Source organism: Pantoea sp. USHLN256 (genome assembly GCF_037149875.1).
Lineage (GTDB): Bacteria > Pseudomonadota > Gammaproteobacteria > Enterobacterales > Enterobacteriaceae > Pantoea > Pantoea nemavictus.
This window is the reverse complement of record NZ_JBBCQO010000005.1, coordinates 126,794-149,064: the sequence shown is the minus strand read 5'-3', so window position 1 is coordinate 149,064 and position 22,271 is coordinate 126,794. Positions and strand designations below refer to the sequence as shown.

Annotated in this window: 16 protein-coding genes and 1 riboswitch; of the genes, 5 read left to right on the top strand and 11 right to left on the bottom strand. The window is 55.4% G+C overall.

What is annotated here, in order from left to right; all coding sequences use genetic code 11:
- Nucleotides 1–15: 15 nt before the first annotated feature.
- On the bottom strand, nucleotides 16–2,922 hold the full coding sequence (gene rapA, locus WFL93_RS14500) for an RNA polymerase-associated protein RapA (protein WP_336778435.1): 2,907 nt from the start codon (nucleotides 2,920–2,922) through the stop codon (nucleotides 16–18).
- A 152-nt stretch (nucleotides 2,923–3,074) separates the two neighbouring features.
- Complete coding sequence (polB, locus tag WFL93_RS14495; protein ID WP_336778434.1) at nucleotides 3,075–5,435, bottom strand: DNA polymerase II; 2,361 nt, start codon at nucleotides 5,433–5,435, stop codon at nucleotides 3,075–3,077.
- A gap of 228 nt (nucleotides 5,436–5,663) precedes the next feature.
- On the opposite strand from polB, the gene WFL93_RS14490 reads away from it, so the two are divergent.
- Nucleotides 5,664–6,428: a DedA family protein gene (locus WFL93_RS14490; RefSeq protein WP_007884988.1), complete on the top strand. Its 765-nt coding sequence runs from the start codon at nucleotides 5,664–5,666 to the stop codon at nucleotides 6,426–6,428.
- On the opposite strand, the gene thiQ is transcribed toward WFL93_RS14490, so the two are convergent.
- The 4 genes from thiQ to sgrR form a co-directional block, all read right to left on the bottom strand.
- Nucleotides 6,425–7,126 (bottom strand): thiamine ABC transporter ATP-binding protein ThiQ, encoded by a 702-nt coding sequence (gene thiQ / locus WFL93_RS14485; protein WP_336778433.1) that lies wholly within the window; start codon nucleotides 7,124–7,126, stop codon nucleotides 6,425–6,427. The two genes, WFL93_RS14490 and thiQ, sit on opposite strands and share 4 nt — an antisense overlap.
- Nucleotides 7,110–8,696 (bottom strand): thiamine/thiamine pyrophosphate ABC transporter permease ThiP, encoded by a 1,587-nt coding sequence (gene thiP / locus WFL93_RS14480; protein ID WP_336778432.1) that lies wholly within the window; start codon nucleotides 8,694–8,696, stop codon nucleotides 7,110–7,112. Before thiP ends, thiQ begins: the two co-directional genes overlap by 17 nt.
- Nucleotides 8,696–9,682 carry a thiamine ABC transporter substrate binding subunit gene (gene thiB / locus WFL93_RS14475; protein WP_336778431.1) on the bottom strand — a complete coding sequence of 329 codons (987 nt, stop codon included), beginning with the start codon at nucleotides 9,680–9,682 and terminating at the stop codon, nucleotides 8,696–8,698. Before thiB ends, thiP begins: the two co-directional genes overlap by 1 nt.
- Nucleotides 9,683–9,728: 46 nt before the next feature.
- Nucleotides 9,729–9,823: riboswitch (TPP riboswitch) on the bottom strand.
- A gap of 112 nt (nucleotides 9,824–9,935) precedes the next feature.
- Nucleotides 9,936–11,597 carry an HTH-type transcriptional regulator SgrR gene (gene sgrR, locus WFL93_RS14470; RefSeq protein ID WP_007884992.1) on the bottom strand — a complete coding sequence of 554 codons (1,662 nt, stop codon included), beginning with the start codon at nucleotides 11,595–11,597 and terminating at the stop codon, nucleotides 9,936–9,938.
- Nucleotides 11,598–11,853: 256 nt separating this feature from the next.
- Between sgrR and WFL93_RS14465 the strand changes: the two genes are divergently transcribed.
- Nucleotides 11,854–13,041, top strand: coding sequence for an MFS transporter (locus WFL93_RS14465; protein ID WP_007884993.1), 1,188 nt, complete (start codon nucleotides 11,854–11,856; stop codon nucleotides 13,039–13,041).
- Nucleotides 13,042–13,077: 36 nt separating this feature from the next.
- Here the strand turns inward: WFL93_RS14465 and leuD are convergent, their stop codons facing one another.
- From leuD to leuL, 5 genes are all read right to left on the bottom strand, one after another.
- A complete protein-coding gene (gene leuD, locus WFL93_RS14460) occupies nucleotides 13,078–13,683 on the bottom strand; it encodes a 3-isopropylmalate dehydratase small subunit (RefSeq protein ID WP_007885001.1) in 606 nt (201 codons plus the stop codon).
- Nucleotides 13,684–13,686: 3 nt separating this feature from the next.
- Complete coding sequence (gene leuC, locus WFL93_RS14455; protein ID WP_336778430.1) at nucleotides 13,687–15,093, bottom strand: 3-isopropylmalate dehydratase large subunit; 1,407 nt, start codon at nucleotides 15,091–15,093, stop codon at nucleotides 13,687–13,689.
- A 4-nt stretch (nucleotides 15,094–15,097) separates the two neighbouring features.
- Nucleotides 15,098–16,189: a 3-isopropylmalate dehydrogenase gene (leuB, locus tag WFL93_RS14450; RefSeq protein WP_007885003.1), complete on the bottom strand. Its 1,092-nt coding sequence runs from the start codon at nucleotides 16,187–16,189 to the stop codon at nucleotides 15,098–15,100.
- Between the two features lie 2 nt (nucleotides 16,190–16,191).
- The gene (gene leuA / locus WFL93_RS14445; protein WP_007885009.1) at nucleotides 16,192–17,754 is read right to left on the bottom strand and encodes a 2-isopropylmalate synthase; all 1,563 of its coding nucleotides are present in this window, start codon (nucleotides 17,752–17,754) and stop codon (nucleotides 16,192–16,194) included.
- A 93-nt stretch (nucleotides 17,755–17,847) separates the two neighbouring features.
- Nucleotides 17,848–17,931 (bottom strand): leu operon leader peptide, encoded by an 84-nt coding sequence (gene leuL / locus WFL93_RS24305; protein WP_099686952.1) that lies wholly within the window; start codon nucleotides 17,929–17,931, stop codon nucleotides 17,848–17,850.
- Between the two features lie 734 nt (nucleotides 17,932–18,665).
- On the opposite strand from leuL, the gene ilvI reads away from it, so the two are divergent.
- The 3 genes from ilvI (at nucleotide 18,666) to cra (ending at nucleotide 22,092) form a co-directional block, all read left to right on the top strand.
- Nucleotides 18,666–20,390: an acetolactate synthase 3 large subunit gene (gene ilvI, locus WFL93_RS14440; RefSeq protein ID WP_180823049.1), complete on the top strand. Its 1,725-nt coding sequence runs from the start codon at nucleotides 18,666–18,668 to the stop codon at nucleotides 20,388–20,390.
- A gap of 2 nt (nucleotides 20,391–20,392) precedes the next feature.
- Nucleotides 20,393–20,884 carry an acetolactate synthase small subunit gene (gene ilvN, locus WFL93_RS14435; RefSeq protein ID WP_007885011.1) on the top strand — a complete coding sequence of 164 codons (492 nt, stop codon included), beginning with the start codon at nucleotides 20,393–20,395 and terminating at the stop codon, nucleotides 20,882–20,884.
- A gap of 197 nt (nucleotides 20,885–21,081) precedes the next feature.
- Nucleotides 21,082–22,092: a catabolite repressor/activator gene (gene cra / locus WFL93_RS14430; RefSeq protein ID WP_007885012.1), complete on the top strand. Its 1,011-nt coding sequence runs from the start codon at nucleotides 21,082–21,084 to the stop codon at nucleotides 22,090–22,092.
- Nucleotides 22,093–22,271 lie beyond the last annotated feature (179 nt).

The window sequence follows — 22,271 nt, the reverse complement described above, 5'->3', positions numbered from 1 at the left end:
TCGCGGTCCTGAACATTATTGGTGCGTCACGACGATCAGGCGCAGCGCATCAAGACGCCAGCCCGCATCGCTCAGGCTTTCCAGCACCTGCTCGCGATTGCTTTCCAGCGCTTCAACCTCATCATCACGGATGTTGGGGTTAACAGCGCGCAGCGCTTCGAGGCGTGACAGTTCTGAACCCAGCTTCTCTTCGGCTTCGACTTTCGCCGCCGCGATAATCGCCTGCGCTTCCGGCACAATCACTTTCTCCGCCTGGGTCAGAATCTCGTGCACATCTTGTTGCACGGCATTCACCAGCTTGCTGCCAGTATGACGATTCACCGCATTCAGCTGGCGGTTGAAGCTTTCGAACTCAACTTTACCGGCCAGGTTGTTACCGGCACGATCCATCAGCAAACGCACTGGCGTTGGCGGCAGGAAGCGGGTGAGCTGCAGGCTTTTCGGCGCTTGTGCTTCAACCACATAGATCATCTCCACCAGCAGCGTACCCACCGGCAGCGCCTTGTTCTTCAGCAGCGACAGCGCACAGCTGCCGGTATCGCCCGAAAGAATCAGATCAAGACCATTTAGAATCAGCGGGTGTTCCCAGGTAATGAACTGAGTATCTTCGCGCGACAGCGCCTGATTACGGTTGAAGGTCACGGTACAACCGTCTTCCGGCAAGCCTGGGAAATCAGGCACCAACATGTGATCGGATGGCGTCAGCACAATCAGGCTATCACTGCGATCTTCCTGATTGATGCCGACGATATCGAACAGGTTCAGCGCAAAGTTAACCAGATCGGTATCATTATCCTGTTCGCCGATGGCATTCGCCAACGCTTGCGCCGCTTCACCGCCGTTGGAGTTGAGCTCCAGCAGGCGGTCGCGGCCCTGTTCCAGCTGCGATTTCAGCGCATCATGTTGCTTGCGGCTTTCGGTGATGAACGCATCCAGCCCCTGCGGATTTTCCGGCGCGGCGAGGTATTCAATCAACTGGTTGTACTCGTTGTCATAAATGGCGCGGCCGGTTGGGCAGGTATGCTCAAACGCGTCCAGACCTTCGTGATACCAGCGCAGCAGCACCGCCTGCGCGGTTTTCTCCAGCCACGGCACCAGAATCTGGATGTCATGCATTTGGCCGATACGATCGAGACGGCCGATACGCTGCTCCAGCAGATCCGGGTTGAACGGCAGATCAAACATCACCAGACGACTGGCGAACTGGAAGTTACGGCCTTCTGAACCGATTTCCGAGCACAGCAACACCTGCGCGCCATCCTCTTCAGAGGCGAAGAAGGCGGCTGCGCGGTCGCGTTCAATGATCGACAAACCTTCGTGGAATACTGCAGCGCGGATACCTTCACGCTCACGCAGCACCTGCTCCAGCTGCAACGCGGTGGCCGCTTTGGCGCAGATCACCAGCACTTTCTCTTTGCGGTTGCTGGTGAGATAGCCCATTAGCCACTCAACGCGCGGATCGAAGTTCCACCAGGTGCCGCTCTCACCTTCAAATTCCTGATAAATCTGCTCGGGATACAGCATGTCGCGTGCGCGCTCTTCTGCACTTTTTCGCGTACCCATGATGCCGGAGACTTTAATCGCGGTCTGATACTGTGCCGGCAGCGGCAGGCGAATCTGGTGCAGCTCGCGTTTCGGGAAGCCTTTTACACCGTTTCGGGTGTTACGGAACAGCACGCGGCTGGTGCCGTGGCGATCCATCAGCATTGAGACCAGCTCTTTACGCGCATCCTCTTTGCCGTCGCGATCGCTATTGGCCACTTGCAGCAGCGGCTCAATATCCTGTTCACCGATCAAATCGTTGATCAGATTCATTTCATCTTTGCTGATGGCGTGATCGGCCAGCAGCGAGCTGACGGCATCTGCTACCGGGCGATAATGCTGCTGCTCTTCAACGAACTGGCCAAAATCGTGGAAGCGATTCGGATCGAGCAGGCGCAGACGGGCAAAGTGGCTCTCTAAGCCGAGCTGTTCCGGCGTTGCGGTCAGCAGCAGCACGCCAGCTGTTTTCTCTGCCAGCTGCTCGATGACCTGATATTCACGGCTCGGCGCGTCTTCGCTCCACGCGAGGTGGTGCGCTTCATCGACCACCAGCAGATCCCATTCGGCGTCCGCCAGCAGTTCAAGACGCTGTTTATTGCGGCGTACAAAGTCGAGCGAACAGATAATTAACTGCTCGGTTTCAAAAGCGTTATCGCTGTCATGCTGGGCTTCGGTATAGCGGTCGTCATCAAATAGCGCAAAGCGCAGGTTAAAGCGACGCAGCATCTCTACCAGCCACTGATGTTGCAGCGTTTCCGGCACCACAATCAGCACGCGTTCAGCGCGACCGGCCAGCAGCTGTTGCTGGATGATCATCCCGGCTTCAATGGTTTTACCCAGGCCCACTTCGTCCGCCAGCAGGACGCGCGGCGCATGGCGACGGCCAACATCGTGCGCGATGTGCAGCTGATGCGGGATCAGATTGGTGCGCATACCGCGCAGGCCGCTGATTGGCAAACGATATTGCTCACTATGATATTTACGCGCACGAAAACGCAGCGCAAAGCGATCCATACGGTCGAGCTGACCGGCGAACAAGCGATCCTGCGGCTTGCTGAACACCAGTTTGCTGTCCAGCATCACTTCACGCATCACCACATCGGTTTCTTCGTTATCGAGACGCGTGCCGATGTAAGTCATTAACTCGTTTTCGTTGCGGACTTCATCGACGCACATCTGCCAGCCTTCATGGCTGGTGATGGTGTCACCCGGATTGAAAATTACACGGGTAACCGGAGCATCATTTCGTGCATACAGGCGGTTTTCGCCGGTTGCCGGAAACAGCATGGTAATCATACGCGTATCAATCGCGACAACCGTGCCCAGTCCCAGTTCACTTTCCGTATCACTAATCCAGCGCTGACCCAGTGTAAAAACCATATATTTTTTGCTCGACTCTCTTACATGCCATAAAGAAGTTCACCTGCACTCAGGCAATACGCAACCGCCAAACGGGTGTTTGGTCAGATTGTGTGTGCGGTGAGAATCAGGAAGGGCGCTATGGTACTGGATGGCAAGGCATTCGTCACCTGTCAAAAAAGCCCCAGTTGCCCAGTAATCAGTGTAGCAAAGTCATCACCGACGAACGGTAAAATGCCATCAGCCACCGGTTGTAGCTGTTTGCTAACGTAGTGATCGTAGTCCAGCGGCGTGTTGCGCGCCTCCAACGGTTCAGGACCAGAGGTGGCCATCACATAGCGAATGGAGCCGCCGTTCTGGTATTGCAGCGGCCGCTGCAGCTTACGATTTTGCTCATCGGCAAGGCGCGCGGCGCGCACGTGGGGCGGCACATTGCGTTCGTAATCTTTCAGCGCCCGACGTAGCCGTTTTTTGTAGATCAGTTGCTCATCGAGCTCGCCCGCCAGCAGCTGTGCCACCGTCTCGCGAATATAATCCTGCCACGGCTCACCGCGGAATATACGGCCATACAGGTTTTGCTGGAACTGCTGCGCCAGCGGTGTCCAGTCGGTACGCACGGATTCAAGTCCTTTAAACACCAGCCGCTCGCCGCCGTCGCTGCGGATCATACCGGCATAACGTTTTTTGCTGCCCTGTTCGGCACCGCGAATCGTCGGCATCAGGAAGCGGCTAAAGTGCGTTTCATACTCCAGCTCCAGCGCGCTCGCCAGTCCATAAGTCGCTTGCAGATGCTGTTGCCACCAGCCGTTGACGTGCTCGGCCAGGCTGCGACCAATCGCCGTCGCATCTTCTTCGCTGTGCGCGCCTTTTAGCCAGACAAAGGTGGAATCGGTATCGCCATAAATAACGTCAAAGCCTTCCGCTTCAATCAGCTCGCGCGTTTGCTGCATGATGGCGTGGCCACGCAGTGTAATTGACGACGCCAAACGCGGATCGAAAAAGCGGCAGGCGCTGGTACCGAGCACGCCGTAAAAGGCGTTCATAATAATTTTCAGCGCCTGCGACAGCGGTTTATTGCCGTCGCGCTTAGCGGCTTCACGTCCTTGCCAAATCTGCTCAACGATTGCCGGTAAGCAGTGCGTGTCACGGGAAAAACGTGCATTTCGAAAGCCGGGGACAGAATCGGCATCATCCGGATGCGCCAGACCTTCTACCAGCCCAACCGGATCGATCAGGAAAGTGCGAATAATAGAGGGATAGAGGCTTTTATAATCCAGCACCAGCACCGAGTCGTACAGGCCGGGGCGCGAATCCATTACATAGCCGCCGGGGCTGGCTTCAGGCGCCACTTCACCGAGATTCGGCGCGACAAAACCAGCGCGGTGCATGCGTGGAATATAGAGATGACCAAACGCCGCCACCGAACCGCCGTGACGATCCACTGCTAACCCATTTACCGTGGCGCGTTCCAGCAGGAACGGCATGATGGCGGTGTGCTGGAAGATGCGCGTTACCAGCTCGCAATCCTTAAGATTGTATTTCGCCAGCGCCGGTTTATCGTTGGCAAAGCGCCAGTTGATCTCCTCCATGCGCTGCCATGGATTATTGATAGCTTTGCCTTCACCCAGCAGCTGGCGCGAGACCGCTTCAAGGCTGAAAGAGGGGAAATCCCAGAAAGCGGATTTGAGCGCGTCAATGCCATCAATAATCAAGCGGCCAGTGGCCTGCGCGAAGAACACGCCGGGTTTGAAGCCGTGCTCGCGCCACTCTAAAGCCTGCTTCTGACGCCCTAAACGCAGCGGAATGCCGTAGCGATCGGCGTGCTTCTGTAATACGCGCAGGTCAAACTGCACCACGTTCCAGCCGATAATCACATCCGGTTCATGTTGCTCGAACCAGGCGTTGAGCTGCTCCAGTAGCTGCGGGCGGCTATCCACATAGATGAGTTCGAAATCGAGGGGGCTAGCGTCGCCGTTGGGCGGACCGAGCATGTAGACCTGACGCTGGCCGCAGCCTTCCAGCCCAATACAATAAAGCTCGCCATGCTGGGTAGTTTCGATATCCAGCGAAACCCATTTCAGCTGTGGACGATAATCAGGATGTGGCTTCAGGCGCGCGTTAACTACGCTGTCACCGCGCGCCTCGCCACTAAACCACACTGGCGCGGTGATAAAGCGTTCCATCAGGTAGCGTTCCGGCGGGCGGATATCGGCTTCATAGACCGGAATGCCGTTCTCGCGCAGACGCTTTTCGAGGTTTTGCAGTTGGCGATTGCTGCGGCAATAGAGGCCAAAAACCGGGCGGCGGCGGAAATCTTTCAGTTCAAGCGTTTGCAAACGAATATGGCGCTCATCGTGCAGCTGCGCTTCGGTTTGCGCACGAAACGCTTCCGGGATAAACGCCACCGATTCCTGAGCAGGCAGCACCAGCCGCTGCGGGCCGCTGTCTGTCGCCAGCCACAGCACCACTTCGCTGCCAGTCGGCGTATCTCGCCAATGTCGGGTAAGCAGAAAACCTGCGCGCGGATCGGTCACGTTAACTCCGGAGAATGAATTATATTCAGTATAACATGGATGTTTATACAGTGTATTTGGATCTCTGGCGTAAGTCCCCGGGAGCTTACACCTGTAAGTGACCGGGGTAAGCGAACGCAGCCAACGCACCTACCATTTGAAGGATGACGGAAAAGCCTACAATTCTTGCCTTGACGCTGGCGCACGCGCTCTGGACAATCCAGCCTCTATATTCCGCAGAGGATATTTATGGAAGCCTGGATTCAACACCTGTTTTCGCAATCGCTGGAGTACGCGCTGATCGCCGTTGCGCTGGTGACCTTTCTTGAGTCACTGGCATTCGTGGGATTGCTGTTGCCGGGCACGGTATTAATGGCCAGCCTTGGGGCGCTGGTAGGAAGTGGACAAATTGGCCTTTACCCTGCGTGGGCGGCCGGATTCATCGGCTGTTTAGTCGGCGATTGGGTCTCTTATGGCATCGGCTGGAAGTTTCAGGGTCCGCTGCATCGCTGGAAATATCTGAAAAAATATCAGGGGCTGCTGGATAAAACCGAGCACGCGCTGCATCAACACAGCATGTTCACCATTCTGGTGGGGCGTTTTGTCGGTCCGACGCGTCCGCTGATTCCGTTAGCGGCAGGTATGCTGGAACTGCCGGTGCGCAAGTTCCTGCCACCGAATCTCATTGGCTGCATTCTTTGGCCGCCGGCTTATTTGATGCCGGGCATTCTGGCGGGCGTGGCGATTGATGTACCGCAGGCCGCGCAGGGCGGCAGCTTCAAATGGCTGCTGTTGCTGGTGGCGCTGCTGCTATGGATCGGTGGCTGGTTGCTGTGGCGCTGGTGGCGCAGTGGGAAAACCGTCGATTGGGCAACCCAGTATCTGCCGACTGCGCGCCTGCGCTGGCTGGCACCGCTGGCGGCAGCGATCGGGCTGGGCGCGTTTATCGCGATCCAGTTCCATCCCATGATGCCGATCTTCCGCCACCTGCTGTGGAAAGTGTTCTTCGCTTAACGCGGTTGCACGCCAAGGATGGCGGCTGCTGTGCTTTCACCCCGAATCAAACTCTCCGTGCTGCCGTCCCAATAGATGCGCCCATCGACGATCACTAAACTGCGCGGCGCAATCTGCTGAGCATCTTCCAGGCTGTGCGAAACCATGAGCAGCGTGATATTGCGCGTTTCACATACCGAACGCACCAGCTGCAGCATCTCACCGCGCAGCGCCGGATCAAGCGCCGAAAACGGCTCATCCAGCAGCAAAATAGGCTGATTGCGCAGCAGGCAACGCGCCAGTGCCACGCGCTGACGCTGGCCACCGGAAAGCTGTCCCGGCAAGCGCGTCAGCAGCTCCTGCAAGCCGGTTTGTTCGGCAATGTCAGTGACTTGTTGCTGCTGCGCGCGCGTGAGTTTCAGGCCGGGATGTAAACCCAGCGCCATGTTCTGCTGCACCGTCAGGTGCGGAAACAGGTTGTTCTCCTGGAACAACATCGACACCGGCCGCGCGGACGGCACGCTGTGGGTATGATCCACGCCATTCATCACCAGCGTTCCCTGGTTTACCGCTAAAAAGCCGCCAATCAGACTCAGCAAGGTGCTTTTGCCCGCGCCGCTTGGACCAAGGATCGCCAGGCGTTCACCCGCCTGCGCCGCAAAACTGAAGCGCATCGGCAGATGCTGATAAAGGTAAGTGAGGTTATTCAGTGTCAGCATGGCGGCCCGGTAATTTTTCCATCAGCGTAAAGAGGAGCAAGCAGAGCAACAGCAATAGCAGTGCGGTAACAGCACCATCCGCACCACGATAGGCACCGATCTGCTGGAAAAGATAGAAGGGCAGCGTGCGGAAATCGGCGCTGCCAAAAAGCGCGACGACGCCAAAGTCACCGATCGACAATACGCAGGCAAACGCCAGCGCCTGCGCAATCGGACGTTTCAGCGCGCGCAGCTCAATCAGTCGTAAGCGGTTAAAACCTGAGATGCCGAGTGAGGAACAGAGCTGGCCATAACGGGTGCTGATATCGCGCATGGGATTCTCCAGTACTTTCATCGCATAGGGAATGGCGATCAGCGCATTAGTGAAAATCACTAAGCCATCGGCGCGCTGCGGCAGGCCAACGGTGGCGTTGAACAGCAGGAAAAATCCACTCGCCAGCACAATGCCCGGCATCGCCAGAATCAGCATGCCGCTGAGTTCCATGGCCTGCGCGGCGATCATTTTCTGACGCTGGCGCAATTCGCGGCTGCTCCACAGCAGCATCATGGTCAGCACCACACAGAGTACACCGGCGCCGACCGCGATACGCAGCGAGGTAAAGGTGGCTTGCCACAATGCTGATTGCTGCAATGCACCGGCCACGCCACCACGCAGGCCATCGACCACCACCGCCGCCAGCGGTGGCAACAGTAGCAGCAGCGCCATGCCAATTAACACGGTATCGGTAAAACGCGCATGCCATGAATCGCGCGGGTCGCGCCAGCCGCGAATGCTCTGGCTGCCAGTGGGAATTGCTTTGCTAAAGCGCTGACTCAGCAGTACCAATAATAAACAACAGCCAAGCTGTAGCAGGGCCAGCAGTGCCGCACGGCCAGGATCATAATCAAAATTCAGCGCCTGATAGATCGCCAGTTCTAGCGTGGTGGCCTGCGGTCCGCCGCCCAGCGCCAGCACGGTGGCGAAGCTGGCGAAGCACAGCATAAAGATCAGTGCCGCTGTAGGCAGAATCTGGCGGCGCAGCCACGGCCACTCCAGCAGTCGAAACAGATTCCAGCCGCGCAGGCCGAGCTGCGCGGCTAATTGTCGCTGCTCGCCTGGGATGCTCTCCAGCGCCTGTAGCAGCATGCGCGTTGCCAGCGGCAGATTAAAGAACACGTGCGCCAGCAGAATGCCCTGCAAACCATACGGCGAAAAGTGGTAGTCGAATCCCAGTGTCGCACACAGTTGTGCCAGCCAGCCGCTGCGGCCGTAAACGCTCAGCAGGCCAAATACCGCCACCAGCACCGGCAGCACCAGCGTCATAGCACACAGACGCAGCAGCAGATTACGACCGGGGAAACGGCGGCGATAGAGCGCGCGTGCCAGCAGGATGGCAGGCAGCACCGACAGCAGCGCCGATAGCAGCGCTTGCTTGAAGGAGAAGGCCAGCACGTGGTGCAGGTAGCTGTCGCTGAGCAGCGCGCGCCAGTCAGTGGCCGGCGCGACCATCACTAAAGCGCCAAAGGACAGCAGTGCGACCGCGCACAGCAGCAGCGCGGTCGCACTGCCGGGAATCAACCAGCCAGGCATTAACGGCTAACGGCGCGTTGCCATGCGCTGATCCATGCAGCGCGATGGTCGGCTACTTCCGCTGGCGTGAATTGCAGCGCTTTGGCGGGGACCTGCAGCGATTGATAACCGGCAGGCAACTCGCTTTTAATCACCGGATACATCCAGTTGCCGGTGGGAATGGTCTGCTGGAAAGCCGGCGACACCATAAACTGCATGAACTGTTGCGCCAGCTGTGGCTGTTTGCTGCTGGCCAGCTGCGCGGCAACTTCTACCTGTAAATAGTGGCCTTCGCTAAATTCGGCCGCGGCGTAGTTCTCTTTCTTCTCTTCGATGATGTGGTAAGCCGGAGAGGTGGTGTAACTCAACACCAAATCGCCTTCGCCTTTGAGGAACAGGCCGTAGGCTTCACTCCAGCCTTTGGTGACGGTAACGGTTTTTTGCGCCAGCTTCTGCCACGCATCGGGCGCGTTGTCGCCATAGACTTTCTGCATCCACAGCAGCAGGCCAAGACCCGGCGTGCTGGTGCGCGGATCTTCATAAATCACGCGCCATTTTTCCGGGCTCTCAACCAGCTCCTGCAGGCTTTTAGGCGGATTCTTCAACTTGTTCTTATCGTAGACGAAGGCGAAGTAGCCGTAATCGAACGGGATAAAGGTGTCGTTGTGCCAGCCATCCGGCAGTGTTAACGCTTTGGTATCGACGCTGCTTTTGGCAAACAGGCCGGTTTTCTCCGCTGCCTGCACCAGATTGTTATCGAGGCCCAGCACCACATCGGCTTTGCTGTTTTTGCCTTCCATACGCACACGATTCAGCAGCGACACGCCATCTTCCAGCGCGACGTATTTCAGTTCACAGCCGCACTGTGCTTCAAAGGCTTTTTTGACCGCCGGACCTGGACCCCAATCGGCAGAGAATGAGTCGTAGGTGTAAACTGTCAGAACCGGTTTGGCAGCGAAAACCGGTGCCGCAACCAGCAACAACACAGGCAAAACTTTGTTTAACACTTTGCGCTCCTTGAGGAGAAGATAAGGTTGAGTCGCAAAGGATCTGAGGAGTGGGCATCTCAAATCCCTACGCCGGTATTAGCCGGATCAGGTTCGACGGGTCTTTCTCAGCCACAAAATAAGGCACCCCGTTGAGAACGGCTCATTCTAGACATTTATATGACAGCGCGAAAGGAGCACCGGCTGGAAGTCTGGTGCCACGCTTCCCGGTGCGCATGAATGCGCACCTTACAAAACTGCGCCGGCGCGATGCTCACAGCTCCGGAGGCGCAAACCAGGCGGATTTGAAGTCAAACCAGCCGAGCGTATTCAGCCGCACGCCGCGCATGCTGCGTTGCCCCTCCAGTAGCAGCCAATGATGGAAAAGCGGGTGCAGATAGTCGCTGTCGATCAGCTGTTTACTCCACTCCGCCAGCGGTAAAGCTTTCTGCCGCCAGCGCGCCGCGTCGGCTTGCCAGTCAATCGGGATGCAATGATGCATCAAAGGCAGTTCGAACAGCTGAGCAAACAGCGCGTACTCCAGCGGCAGGGTAAAATTGACGCTACCAAGCCAGATATCACTCTCGCCTTCACCCTCGAACCACTCCTCGTAACTGACTTCGCGCGTAATCAACTCAACACCTTGCTGCGCCAGTAACGGACGCAGGGCGTTGGCGATACCTTCATGCTCAACGTGGTTGTTGTACCAGCTGAGCGTGAATTGGGTTAAGCCGGCTGGTTTCTCGGCAGGCGTAAGGTCGCGACGATGATGCCAGCGCGGCAGCAGGCCATAGGCCGGGAACCAGTAACGCTGATAGCCGACGCCAGCATGATTAAGCAGGGCGATAGGATTGAATAAATAGCTCACCCAGCGGCGGAAGTGCGCATCTTGTCCCAGGTGTGAGCGCTGATCAAACAGGAGGAAATAGCAGCCCTCTTCCAGGCGGCTCTCTTCCGATTTCTCATCGGCGTTTTCGCCCTGCAGTTTTACGCCGGCATACACCAGCTCGTCGCTGATCTCCGGCAGCACCCAAATCGATACATCGTCGATCAAGGCGCGATAGCCGAAGTAATCATCAAAGGCGGCAATTTTCAGCTGCGTTTGCTGATTACGCACCACGCTGTAGGGGCCGGTACCAATCGGCTGACGGGCAAAGTGGCGTAGCGTCTGCCATTCGCGTGGCAGGATCATCGCACTGACGCTGGCCAGCAGCCACGGTAGCCAATCGTCCGGCTGGCTTAGGTGAATATCCAGCGTCCAGGGGGCAGGTGAATGCAGCTTTTCGATATGGGAAAACAGCGGTTGACTGCGCACGCGCTCCAGCGAAGCAATCACATCCTCCATTTCCAGTTCGCGGCCATGATGAAAGCGAATGGCCGGGCGCAGGAAAAAGCGCCAATGCAGCGGCGAAGTTTGCTGCCAATGGTGCGCGATATCGGGCTCGATTTCCCCCTTTTCCTCATTTATACGCATCAGGCCGTTGAAAATTTGGCGTGCCAGATGGGTTTCTGAGCGGCGCAGCGGCGAACCGGGCAACAGATTGGGCAGCGGACGGTAATAGAGCACGCGCAGAATATGCTTGCCCTGACGGAAGCTGCGGCCTAAATGTGCCGCGATCATCTGTCGGACCTGATTTTTGTCGCCCACCAGCTGGACCAGCTGTTCGATGCGATCTTGTTCCAGCAGATCCTCGGCACGCTGCTGTTGCAGCGCCAGCCCGGTATAGCAAAAACTCAGCATCGAACGCTTGCCGCGTCCGGCTTCCGCCTGCCAAATCAGCCAGCCTTCGTTCTGCATGGCGTTGAGTAAATTACGCATGTGACGGCGCGAGCAGTGCAGCAGATCGGCCAGCTCGTTCAGGGTGGTTTCCTGATCCAGCCCCTGACAGCTTTGCCATAAGCGGATGAATTGCTGCTGCAGACGTGAAGAGGACATAAAAGGGGAACTCCTTCTCAGAATCGCTCAGTTTTTCCTGCCTCATATTAGAGGCATACTGCCCGGCAATGGAAGAGCGGGAGGCATTCAGTAATGAATGGCGCTCTGCCAGCGGTTCCGCCAACGTGGAACCTCTTTCTGAGTAGGGTGCATTTTCACCGCCAGCAGCGCTTTATCTGCTGGCTTTTTTCGTTTTGCTGTAGAATTTTCTACCCTCATTTCTCTAGCCGTTTTTTATCCGCAAAGGGATTTCTGCATGAAATCGCTGTTAACGCGTCAACGTCGCATCAATCCGGTCTATCTCTCTTTTATGGTGGTGTCATTTATGACGGGCGTGGCCGGGGCGCTGCAGGCGCCAACGCTGAGTCTATTTTTGACGCGTGAAGTGCAGGTTAGCCCGTTTTGGGTGGGCTTGTTCTTTACCATCAATGCGATAGCCGGCATTGTCATCAGCCTGTTAATGGCGAAGCGATCCGATAATCGAGGCGATCGCCGCAATCTGATTCTTTTCTGCTGCCTGATGGCGACACTCAATGCGCTGCTGTTTGCTTTCAACCGTCACTATTTAACGCTGGTGACGCTGGGGGTGTTTTTGTCTGCGCTGGCCAGCGTGTCGATTCCGCAGGTATTCGCCCTCGCGCGTGAATATGCCGATCAATCGGCGCGTGAAGTGGTGATGTTCAGCTCGGTAATGCGTGCGCAGCTGTCGCTGGCATGGGTGATTGGGCCGCCGCTGTCGTTTGCGCTGGCGCTCAATTATGGCTTCACCACGTTGTTTTGCGTCGCGGCGGGGATTTTCCTGCTGAGCATGCTGCTGATCTGGCGCACCTTGCCTTCGGTACCGCGCGTGGTGGCGTCGCCTGAAGAGGTGCTGACGCAGCTTAGCCCGTGGAAAGATAGCCAGGTGCGGCTGCTGTTTATTGCCTCCGTCACCATGTGGGCGTGCAACACCATGTATATCATCGATATGCCGCTGTATATCAGCTCAACGCTCGGCCTGCCGGAGAAGCTGGCGGGATTATTGATGGGCACCGCCGCCGGGCTGGAGATTCCGATTATGCTGCTGGCCGGACATTACGCGCGGCGGTTGGGCAAACGCAAACTGATGCTGCTGGCGCTGGTGGCGGGAATTGTGTTTTATCTCGGACTGGTGATGTTCCAGTCGCGTACTGCGCTGATGGTGCTGCAGCTGTTCAATGCGGCATTTATCGGCATCATCGCCGGAATTGGCATGCTGTGGTTCCAGGATTTGATGCCAGGACGGGCAGGCGCGGCAACCACCTTATTCACGACGTCGATTTCCACCGGCATGATTATCGCGGGTATTATTCAGGGCACCATGAGCGAGCGCTTTGGTCATGAGTCGGTTTATTGGCTGGCGTTGGGGTTAGCGGTGCTGGCGCTGGGATTGGCGTCACGCGTGCGGGATGTTCCGCATCGATAGAAAAGAGAAGGGCGACAGAATGTCGCCCTTATTGCCTTAGCGTAAGAACGCGGGCTGATTGGTTTCGTAGCTGGAGATCGACGCTTCATGTTGCAGCGTCAGGCCAATACTGTCGAGGCCGTTGATCATGCAGTGACGGCGGAAGCTGTCGATTTCAAAGCTGTAGGTTTTCTCACCCGCCGTTACTGTCTGCGCTTCCAGATCCACCGTGAAGCTAACGCCCGGCTGCGCGGCGACCAGTTTGAACATCTCATCCACTTCTTCATCACTCAGCTTCACCGGCAGCAGCTGGTTGTTGAAACTGTTGCCGTAGAAGATGTCCGCGAAGCTTGGTGCGATCACCACATGGAAACCGAAGTCGGTCAACGCCCAGGGCGCATGCTCACGTGAAGATCCGCAGCCGAAGTTTTCACGCGCCAGCAAAATGCTGGTGCCTTTGAACTCCGGCTTGTTCAGCACGAAGCCGGCGGTGGGGACGGTGCCGGCATCATCTTCAAAACGCCAATCGTGGAACAGGTGCGCGCCAAAGCCGGTGCGCGTCACTTTCTGCAAAAACTGCTTCGGAATAATGGCATCGGTATCGACGTTAGCCGCATCCAGTGGCGCCACAATGCCGGTGTGTTGAGTAAATTTGTTCGCCATGGCTTATGCTCCCTGAGTCAATTCACGAATGTCGGCAAAGCGACCGGTTACGGCAGCCGCCGCGGCCATCGCCGGGCTGACCAGGTGAGTACGTCCACCACGGCCCTGACGACCTTCAAAGTTACGGTTGCTGGTGGATGCACAACGCTCGCCTGGATTCAGGCGGTCATTGTTCATTGCCAGGCACATGGAGCAGCCCGGCAAGCGCCATTCAAAACCGGCTTCGAGGAAGATTTTATCCAGACCTTCGGCTTCGGCCTGCGCTTTCACTGGACCCGAACCTGGCACCACCATCGCTACTACGCCTGGCGCCACTTTGCGACCTTTAGCAATGGCGGCAGCGGCGCGCAGATCTTCAATGCGTGAGTTGGTGCAGGAGCCGATAAACACTTTATCGATCGCCACGTCAGTCAGTTTAATGCCCGGCTGCAGATCCATGTAAGCCAGCGCTTTCTCGGCCGAGGCGCGCTCAACCGGATCGGCAAACGATTGTGGATTCGGGATCGCTTGATCCACCGCCATCACCTGGCCAGGGTTGGTGCCCCAGGTAACTTGCGGGGCAATATCTTCCGCGTGCAGGGTGACAATGCTGTCAAACTTCGCATCGTTGTCAGACTTAAGCGTGCGCCAGTAAGCAACCGCCTGTTCCCACTGCTCGCCCTTCGGTGCGAACTGTTTGTCTTTCAGGTAGTTGAAGGTGGTGTCATCCGGTGCGACCAGGCCCGCTTTGGCACCCATCTCAATCGCCATATTACACAGCGTCATGCGGCCTTCCATGCTCAGCGCTTCAATCGCTGGGCCACAGAATTCAACAACGTGACCGGTACCGCCAGCGCTGCCGGTTTTACCAATGATCGCTAACACGATGTCTTTAGCGGTAATGCCCGGCGCCGCTTCGCCCAGCACTTCAATCTTCATGGTTTTCGCACGACCCTGTTTCAGGGTTTGCGTGGCAAACACATGCTCAACTTCAGAGGTACCGATACCGAAGGCCAACGAACCGAACGCGCCGTGGGTGGCGGTGTGGGAGTCGCCGCAGACAATAGTCATGCCCGGCAGCGTCATGCCTTGTTCCGGCCCAATCACGTGCACGATGCCCTGGAACGGGTGATTCAGGTCATACAGCTGAATGCCGAACTCAGCACAGTTCTTGATCAGCTCCTGCATCTGAATACGTGCCATCTCGCCAGACGCATTGATGTCTTTGGTCTGGGTCGAAACGTTATGGTCCATGGTGGCGAAGGTTTTTGACGGTTGACGCACTTTGCGGCCGTGCGCACGCAGGCCATCAAAGGCCTGCGGTGACGTCACTTCATGGATCAAATGGCGATCGATATACAGTAACGGGGTTTCTTTTGGCGCTTCGTGAACGACATGTGCATCAAATAACTTCTGGTATAAGCTTTTCATTTTATTATTTTTCCTCGGCGATAAAACCGGCAATGATGCTGCCCATTTCATCTGTGCTCACGGCTTTGCCGTCACCGGCTAAATCACGGGTGCGATAACCCGCTTCCAACGCGCGGCTCACGGCGCGTTCAATGCTAGCGGCAGCGTCATCCGCATTCAGGCTATAACGCAGCAGCAGTGACAGCGACAGAATCTGGGCAATCGGGTTGGCAATATTCTGACCGGCGATATCAGGTGCAGAACCGCCCGCGGGCTCAAACAAGCCGAAACCTTCTTCGTTCAGGCTGGCGGAAGGCAACAAGCCCATGGAACCGGTAATCATCGCGCATTCATCAGACAGGATGTCGCCGAACAGGTTAGAACACAGCAGCACATCAAACTGTGATGGATCTTTAATCAGCTGCATGGTGGCATTATCGATGTACATGTGGCTCAGCTGCACATCCGGATAATCTTTTGCCACTTCATTGACAATTTCGCGCCACATGACTGACGTCTGCAAGACGTTGGCTTTATCGATTGAGGTGACGATGTTGCGACGTTTGCGGGCAGATTCAAAGGCGATGCGGGCAATGCGCTCGATTTCAAAGCGGTGATAAACCTCGGTGTCAAAGGCGCGCTCATGCGGGCCGCTGCCTTCGCGACCTTTCGGCTGACCGAAGTAGATGCCGCCAGTCAGTTCACGCACGCACAGGATATCGAAACCACGCTCGGCGATATCGCTGCGCAGCGGGCAAAAAGCTTCTAAACCTTTATACAGCGCGGCGGGGCGCAGGTTACTGAACAGCTTGAAGTGCTTACGCAGCGGCAGTAGCGCACCGCGCTCTGGCTGCTGAGCAGGTGGCAGATGTTCCCATTTCGGGCCACCTACCGAGCCAAACAGAATCGCATCTGCTTGTTCTGCGCCGGCAACGGTGGCCGGTGGCAACGGTTCACCATGACGATCGATGGCGATACCGCCAACATCATATTCGCTGGTGGTGATACGCATGTCGAAACGCGTACGAATTGCGTCGAGAACCTTCATGGCCTGCGCCATCACTTCCGGACCAATTCCGTCGCCTGGCAATACCGCGATATGAGAAGACTTAGACATAGTTACACCGTTTCCTTCTGATCTTTAAATTTACGCTGCAGTTCTTTTTCCACCTGCTTAGCACGCCAAATATTGTTCAACGCATTTACCATCGCTTTAGCGGATGATTCGACGATATCGGTCGCCAGGCCAACGCCGTGGAATTTACGGCCGTTGTAGTTGACGACGATATCTACCTGACCCAGCGCGTTCTCGCCGTGGCCTTTCGCGGTCAACTTGTAGTTCATCAGTTCAGCTTCAAAGCCGGTGATGCGGTTGATAGCCTGATAAACGGCATCAACCGGGCCATTACCGGTAGCGGCATCGGCTTTGGTCTCTTCGCCACAGCCCAACTGCACAGACGCGGTGGCGGTGACGCTGGAACCTGTCTGCACGTTGAATTCGTTCAGCTGGAAGTATTCCGGCTCTTCATTCTGTTTGTTGATGAAGGCCAACGCTTCCAGGTCGTAATCGAAGACCTGACCTTTCTTATCAGCCAGTTTGAGGAAGGCATCGTACAAGGTGTCCAGATTGTAATCGGACTCTTTGTAACCCATCTCTTCCATGCGATGTTTGACGGCGGCGCGGCCCGAGCGTGAGGTCAGATTCAGCTGGATTTTGTGCAGGCCGATAGATTCTGGCGTCAGGATTTCGTAGTTTTCACGATTCTTCAGCACGCCATCCTGGTGAATACCGGATGAGTGGGCGAAGGCGTTAGAACCAACTACCGCTTTGTTAGCCGGAATCGGCATGTTGCAGATTTGGCTTACCGTTTGGCTGGTACGGTAGATTTCCTGATGATTGATATTGGTGTGCACGTTCATAATCTGCTGGCGGGTTTTAATCGCCATGATTACTTCTTCCAACGCACAGTTACCCGCGCGCTCGCCCAGACCATTCAGCGTACCTTCAACCTGACGCGCACCGGCCAATACCGCGGCGATGGCGTTGCCGGTCGCCATGCCCAAATCATCGTGGGTATGAACAGACAAAATGGCTTTATCAATGTTTGGCACGCGTGCGACCAATTGGCCGATGATGTTGGCGTATTCGCCTGGCAAGGTGTAGCCGACGGTATCGGGGATGTTAATCGTGGTGGCGCCGGCATTGATAGCCGCTTCAACCATGCGGCACAGATCGTCGATTGGTGTGCGGCCGCCGTCTTCACAGGAGAACTCAACGTCGTCGGTATAGTTGCGGGCGCGTTTAATCATGTGTACTGCACGTTCAATCACTTCCGGCAGCGTGCTGCGCAGCTTGGTGGCGATATGCATCGGCGAAGTGGCGATGAAGGTGTGAATACGGAACGCTTCAGCGACACGCAATGATTCGTATGCGGCGTCAATGTCCTTCTCAACGCAGCGTGCCAGTCCGCAGACGCGGCTATTTTTAATGGTACGAGCAATGGTTTGTACGGATTCAAAATCGCCTGGAGAGGAAACCGGGAAGCCCACTTCCATCACATCCACGCCCATACGTTCCAATGCCAGAGCGATCTGCAGTTTTTCTTTAACACTCAGGCTGGCCTGTAAAGCCTGTTCGCCGTCACGCAGAGTGGTATCGAAAATAATAACTTGCTGGCTCATCGTAATCTTCCTTATGCATTAACTTTGCCGGTGCTACGAGCATAAAAAAACCCGCGCATTGGCGCGGGTTTCTTAAACTTCTGCAGGTTCGAATCAGTTATTGATTCCGCCCACGAGTCTACCGCGCAAACTGGATGCGTTTAGTAGTAGACCGAGTAGGCGGAAAGAATGAAACATGAGTCAAACCTCGTAAATTGTGTGCTGCACATATTGGTACTGGAATTGACGTAGCAAGTCAACCCTAAGTGCAAGGGTATTTCAGTGAAGCCAGAAGGGCGATCTGCTGGGATTTTTCGGCTGCGCAGAGCAATGACATAAATTAGCTACAGGATAAGCAAAACCCTACGCTTAAAAAATACTTTAGAGAATGGATTTTATTTTAATGCGTTGAAATATATTGATTTAGTTAGTTAGTGCGCTCTGAATCCAAAACAAGATTTGGCTTGTTGTATAGAGGAATGTGATGTGATTAAGCCATTTTAAAGATAATCAAGCCAGAAAGTAATTAGCCCAAAAGATTGTGGACTGAGTGGTCAGGCAATATGAAAATCATATTTCTTATAACACACTGCAAATAATTGCTTAGCCAGCATTATCCTCTGTGGTTATGACAAAGCATTAGTTTAATCCTCCCAGGCGATAATCACGCGTTAGTGCCTTAATTGCCGGATAGAGCCTGAGGTGGCATGCTGGCGTTTGCAGGCTGCGTAGTCTGCGGTTATGGTAATCGACCTACTCTTAAAAGAATTAACTCAAGTAGATTCCCTGTACCTGGAAGGCGGAAATGAACGCCGTCTTCTGAGCATAAACATAAGGTTTTGATCTTAATTGGCAAGCGGGGGCCGGATATCAGTGGCGTGCGGGAAACGCGAACGTCAGTGGATTCAGTCCCTCAAGCCTGGAGGCAGAAAATGGAGATGTTGTCAGGAGCCGAAATGGTCGTCCGTTCGTTAATCGATCAGGGCGTTAAGCAGGTATTCGGCTATCCGGGCGGAGCGGTGCTCGATATTTACGATGCACTGCAAACGGTCGGTGGTATTGACCATGTATTGGTGCGTCATGAACAAGGCGCGGTGCATATGGCCGATGGCCTTGCGCGTGCGACGGGCGAGGTTGGGGTGGTGCTGGTGACGTCCGGTCCGGGCGCCACTAACGCGATCACCGGTATCGCAACGGCCTATATGGACTCCATTCCGATGGTAATTCTGTCGGGCCAGGTGCCCTCTTCGCTGATCGGCTACGATGCGTTCCAGGAGTGCGACATGGTCGGCATCTCCCGTCCGGTGGTGAAGCACAGCTTCCTGGTGAAAAATACCGAAGAAATTCCAACCGTTTTGAAAAAGGCCTTCTGGCTGGCAGCGAGCGGTCGTCCGGGACCGGTGGTAATCGATCTACCTAAAGATATCCTCAATCCTGCCAATAAGTTGCCATACGTATGGCCGGAAACGGTGAGCATGCGCTCCTACAATCCGACCATCCAGGGCCATAAAGGACAGATTAAGCGCGCATTGCAAACGTTATTAGCGGCCCATAAGCCGGTGATTTACGCGGGTGGTGGCGCGATCATGTCTGGCTGTGAAGCTGAACTGCTGCAGCTGGCGGAAAAACTGAATATCCCGGTAACTATGTCGTTAATGGGCCTGGGCGTGTTCCCTGGCACGCATCGTCAGAGTGTCGGGATGCTGGGTATGCACGGCACTTACGAAGCCAACATGACTATGCACAATGCCGACTTGATTTTCGGTATTGGCGTACGTTTCGATGATCGCACCACCAACAATCTGGCGAAGTACTGCCCGAATGCCACCATCATGCATATCGATGTCGATCCGACCTCAATCTCCAAAACCGTTAGCGCGGATATTCCGATTGTCGGTGATGCAAAACAGACGCTGACTCAAATGCTTGAGCTGCTGGCGCAAAGCGATGCGAAGCAGGAGCTTGATAGCTTGCGCGATTGGTGGCAAACCATTGATGGCTGGCGTAGCCGTAAGTGCCTGGAATTTGATCGCACCAGCGACAAGATTAAGCCGCAGGCGGTGATCGAAACCATCTGTCGTTTGACCAAAGGTGACGCTTACGTCACCTCTGACGTGGGCCAGCATCAGATGTTCGCTGCGCTTTATTACCAGTTCGACAAACCACGTCGTTGGATCAACTCCGGCGGCCTGGGCACCATGGGCTTCGGCCTGCCCGCTGCGTTGGGTGTGAAGATGGCGCTGCCGGATGAAACGGTTATCTGCGTGACCGGTGATGGCAGTATCCAGATGAACATTCAGGAGCTGTCAACCGCACTGCAATACGATTTGCCGGTGCTGGTGCTGAACCTCAACAACGGCTTCCTCGGCATGGTTAAGCAGTGGCAGGACATGATTTACTCCGGCCGCCACTCGCAGTCTTATATGCAATCGCTGCCTGACTTCGTCCGTCTGGCTGAAGCCTATGGCCACGTCGGCATCGCGATTCAACATCCTGCCGAACTGGAAGAGAAGCTTCAGCTGGCGCTGGACACGCTGGCGAAAGGGCGTCTGGTGTTTGTTGATGTGAATATTGACGGCAGCGAGCACGTTTACCCGATGCAAATTCGGGGTGGTTCGATGGATGAGATGTGGCTGAGCAAAACGGAGAGGACTTAATTATGCGTCGTATTTTATCGGTTCTGCTGGAAAATGAATCCGGCGCATTGTCCCGTGTCGTGGGACTGTTCTCGCAACGTGGCTACAACATTGAAAGCCTGACTGTAGCGCCCACCGATGATCCTACGTTATCCCGCATGACCATCCAAACGGTTGGCGACGCGAAAGTGCTGGAGCAGATCGAGAAGCAACTGCATAAGCTGGTGGACGTGTTACGCGTCAGCGAACTGGGGCAGGGCGCCTATGTAGAGCGCGAGATCATGCTGGTGAAAATTCAGGCCAGCGGTTACGGTCGTGAAGAAGTGAAGCGCAGCGCGGAAATTTTCCGTGGTCAGATTATCGATGTGACGCCGACGCTTTACACGGTTCAGCTGGCGGGCACCAGCGATAAACTTGATGCGTTTCTCAACACTGTACGTGATGTAGCGGAAATTGTTGAAGTGGCGCGTTCAGGAATCGTTGGTGTGTCACGCGGCGATCGCGTTATGCGTTAATAACGCAGAGAAAAGATCACATTCAGTGCTAACCCGGCGAAATGCCGGGTTTTTTTATTTTATGCGCTCAACCAGGATGCTGGAGAAAAGCGGTTGCTCAGCGTAGTTTTCTGCGGTTAGATGTTACAAATGTTTTATCCATAGCTAATCTGCGGATATTTTCGCCAGCGCTGGCTTAACAGAATTAAGGTGTCATCGTGAAACTGGATGAAATTGCGCGCCTGGCAGGCGTGTCGCGCACTACGGCCAGCTATGTAATAAATGGCAAAGCGCGGCAGTATCGTGTCAGCGAAAAAACCGTCGAAAAAGTCATGGCGGTGGTGCGTGAACACAATTATCACCCCAATGCCGTTGCGGCTGGGCTGCGTGCCGGCCGGACGCGCTCTATTGGTCTGGTAATCCCCGATTTGGAAAACACCAGTTACACCCGCATTGCAAATTATCTGGAGCGTCAGGCGCGACAGCGCGGCTATCAGCTGCTGATTGCCTGCTCGGAAGATCAGCCCGATAACGAAATGCGCTGTATTGAGCATCTGCTGCAGCGTCAGGTCGATGCCATCATTGTTTCTACCTCATTACCGCCAGAGCACCCGTTCTATCAGCGATGGATCAATGATCCCTTACCGATTATCGCTCTGGACCGCGCGCTGGATCGTGAACACTTTACCAGCGTGGTAGGAGCCGATCAGGATGATGCCCAAGCGTTGGCGGCTGAATTGCGTCAGCTGCCGGTGAAAAATGTGCTGTTCCTTGGCGCACTGCCTGAGCTTTCAGTGAGTTTCCTGCGCGAACTGGGCTTCCGCGATGCGTGGAAGGATGACGAGCGCCCTATCGATTACATTTACTGTAATAGCTTCGATCGTGCCGCCGCGGCAACGCTGTTTGAAAGCTACCTCGAAGATCATCCTATGCCGGACGCGCTGTTCACCACCTCATTTGGGCTATTACAGGGCGTGATGGACATTACGCTTAAGCGCGATGGTCGCCTGCCAACCGATCTGGCAATTGCTACCTTTGGTGATCATGAATTGCTCGATTTCCTGGAATGCCCGGTACTGGCAGTGGGTCAGCGTCACCGCGATGTCGCCGAGCGTGTGCTGGAGTTAGTATTAGCCTCGCTGGATGAGCCACGCAAACCGAAGCCTGGTTTAACGCGCATCCGCCGAAATTTATTCCGCCGTGGACAATTAAGTCGCCGCGCAAAATGAAATTGTGGGCAGTTCGCTGCCCCTTTTAATTTAACCAGTAGATATTTCTCAAGAACCTGCCGGGGTAAAAAAGCGTAAATTATCGTCACCACAGCTAACAATTTAAACCTGTTAACTTTTCTTATTTGTTTACATGTTCATCAACGAGTCATAGCAGAGCTGGCGCGAAGCTGCTGGGC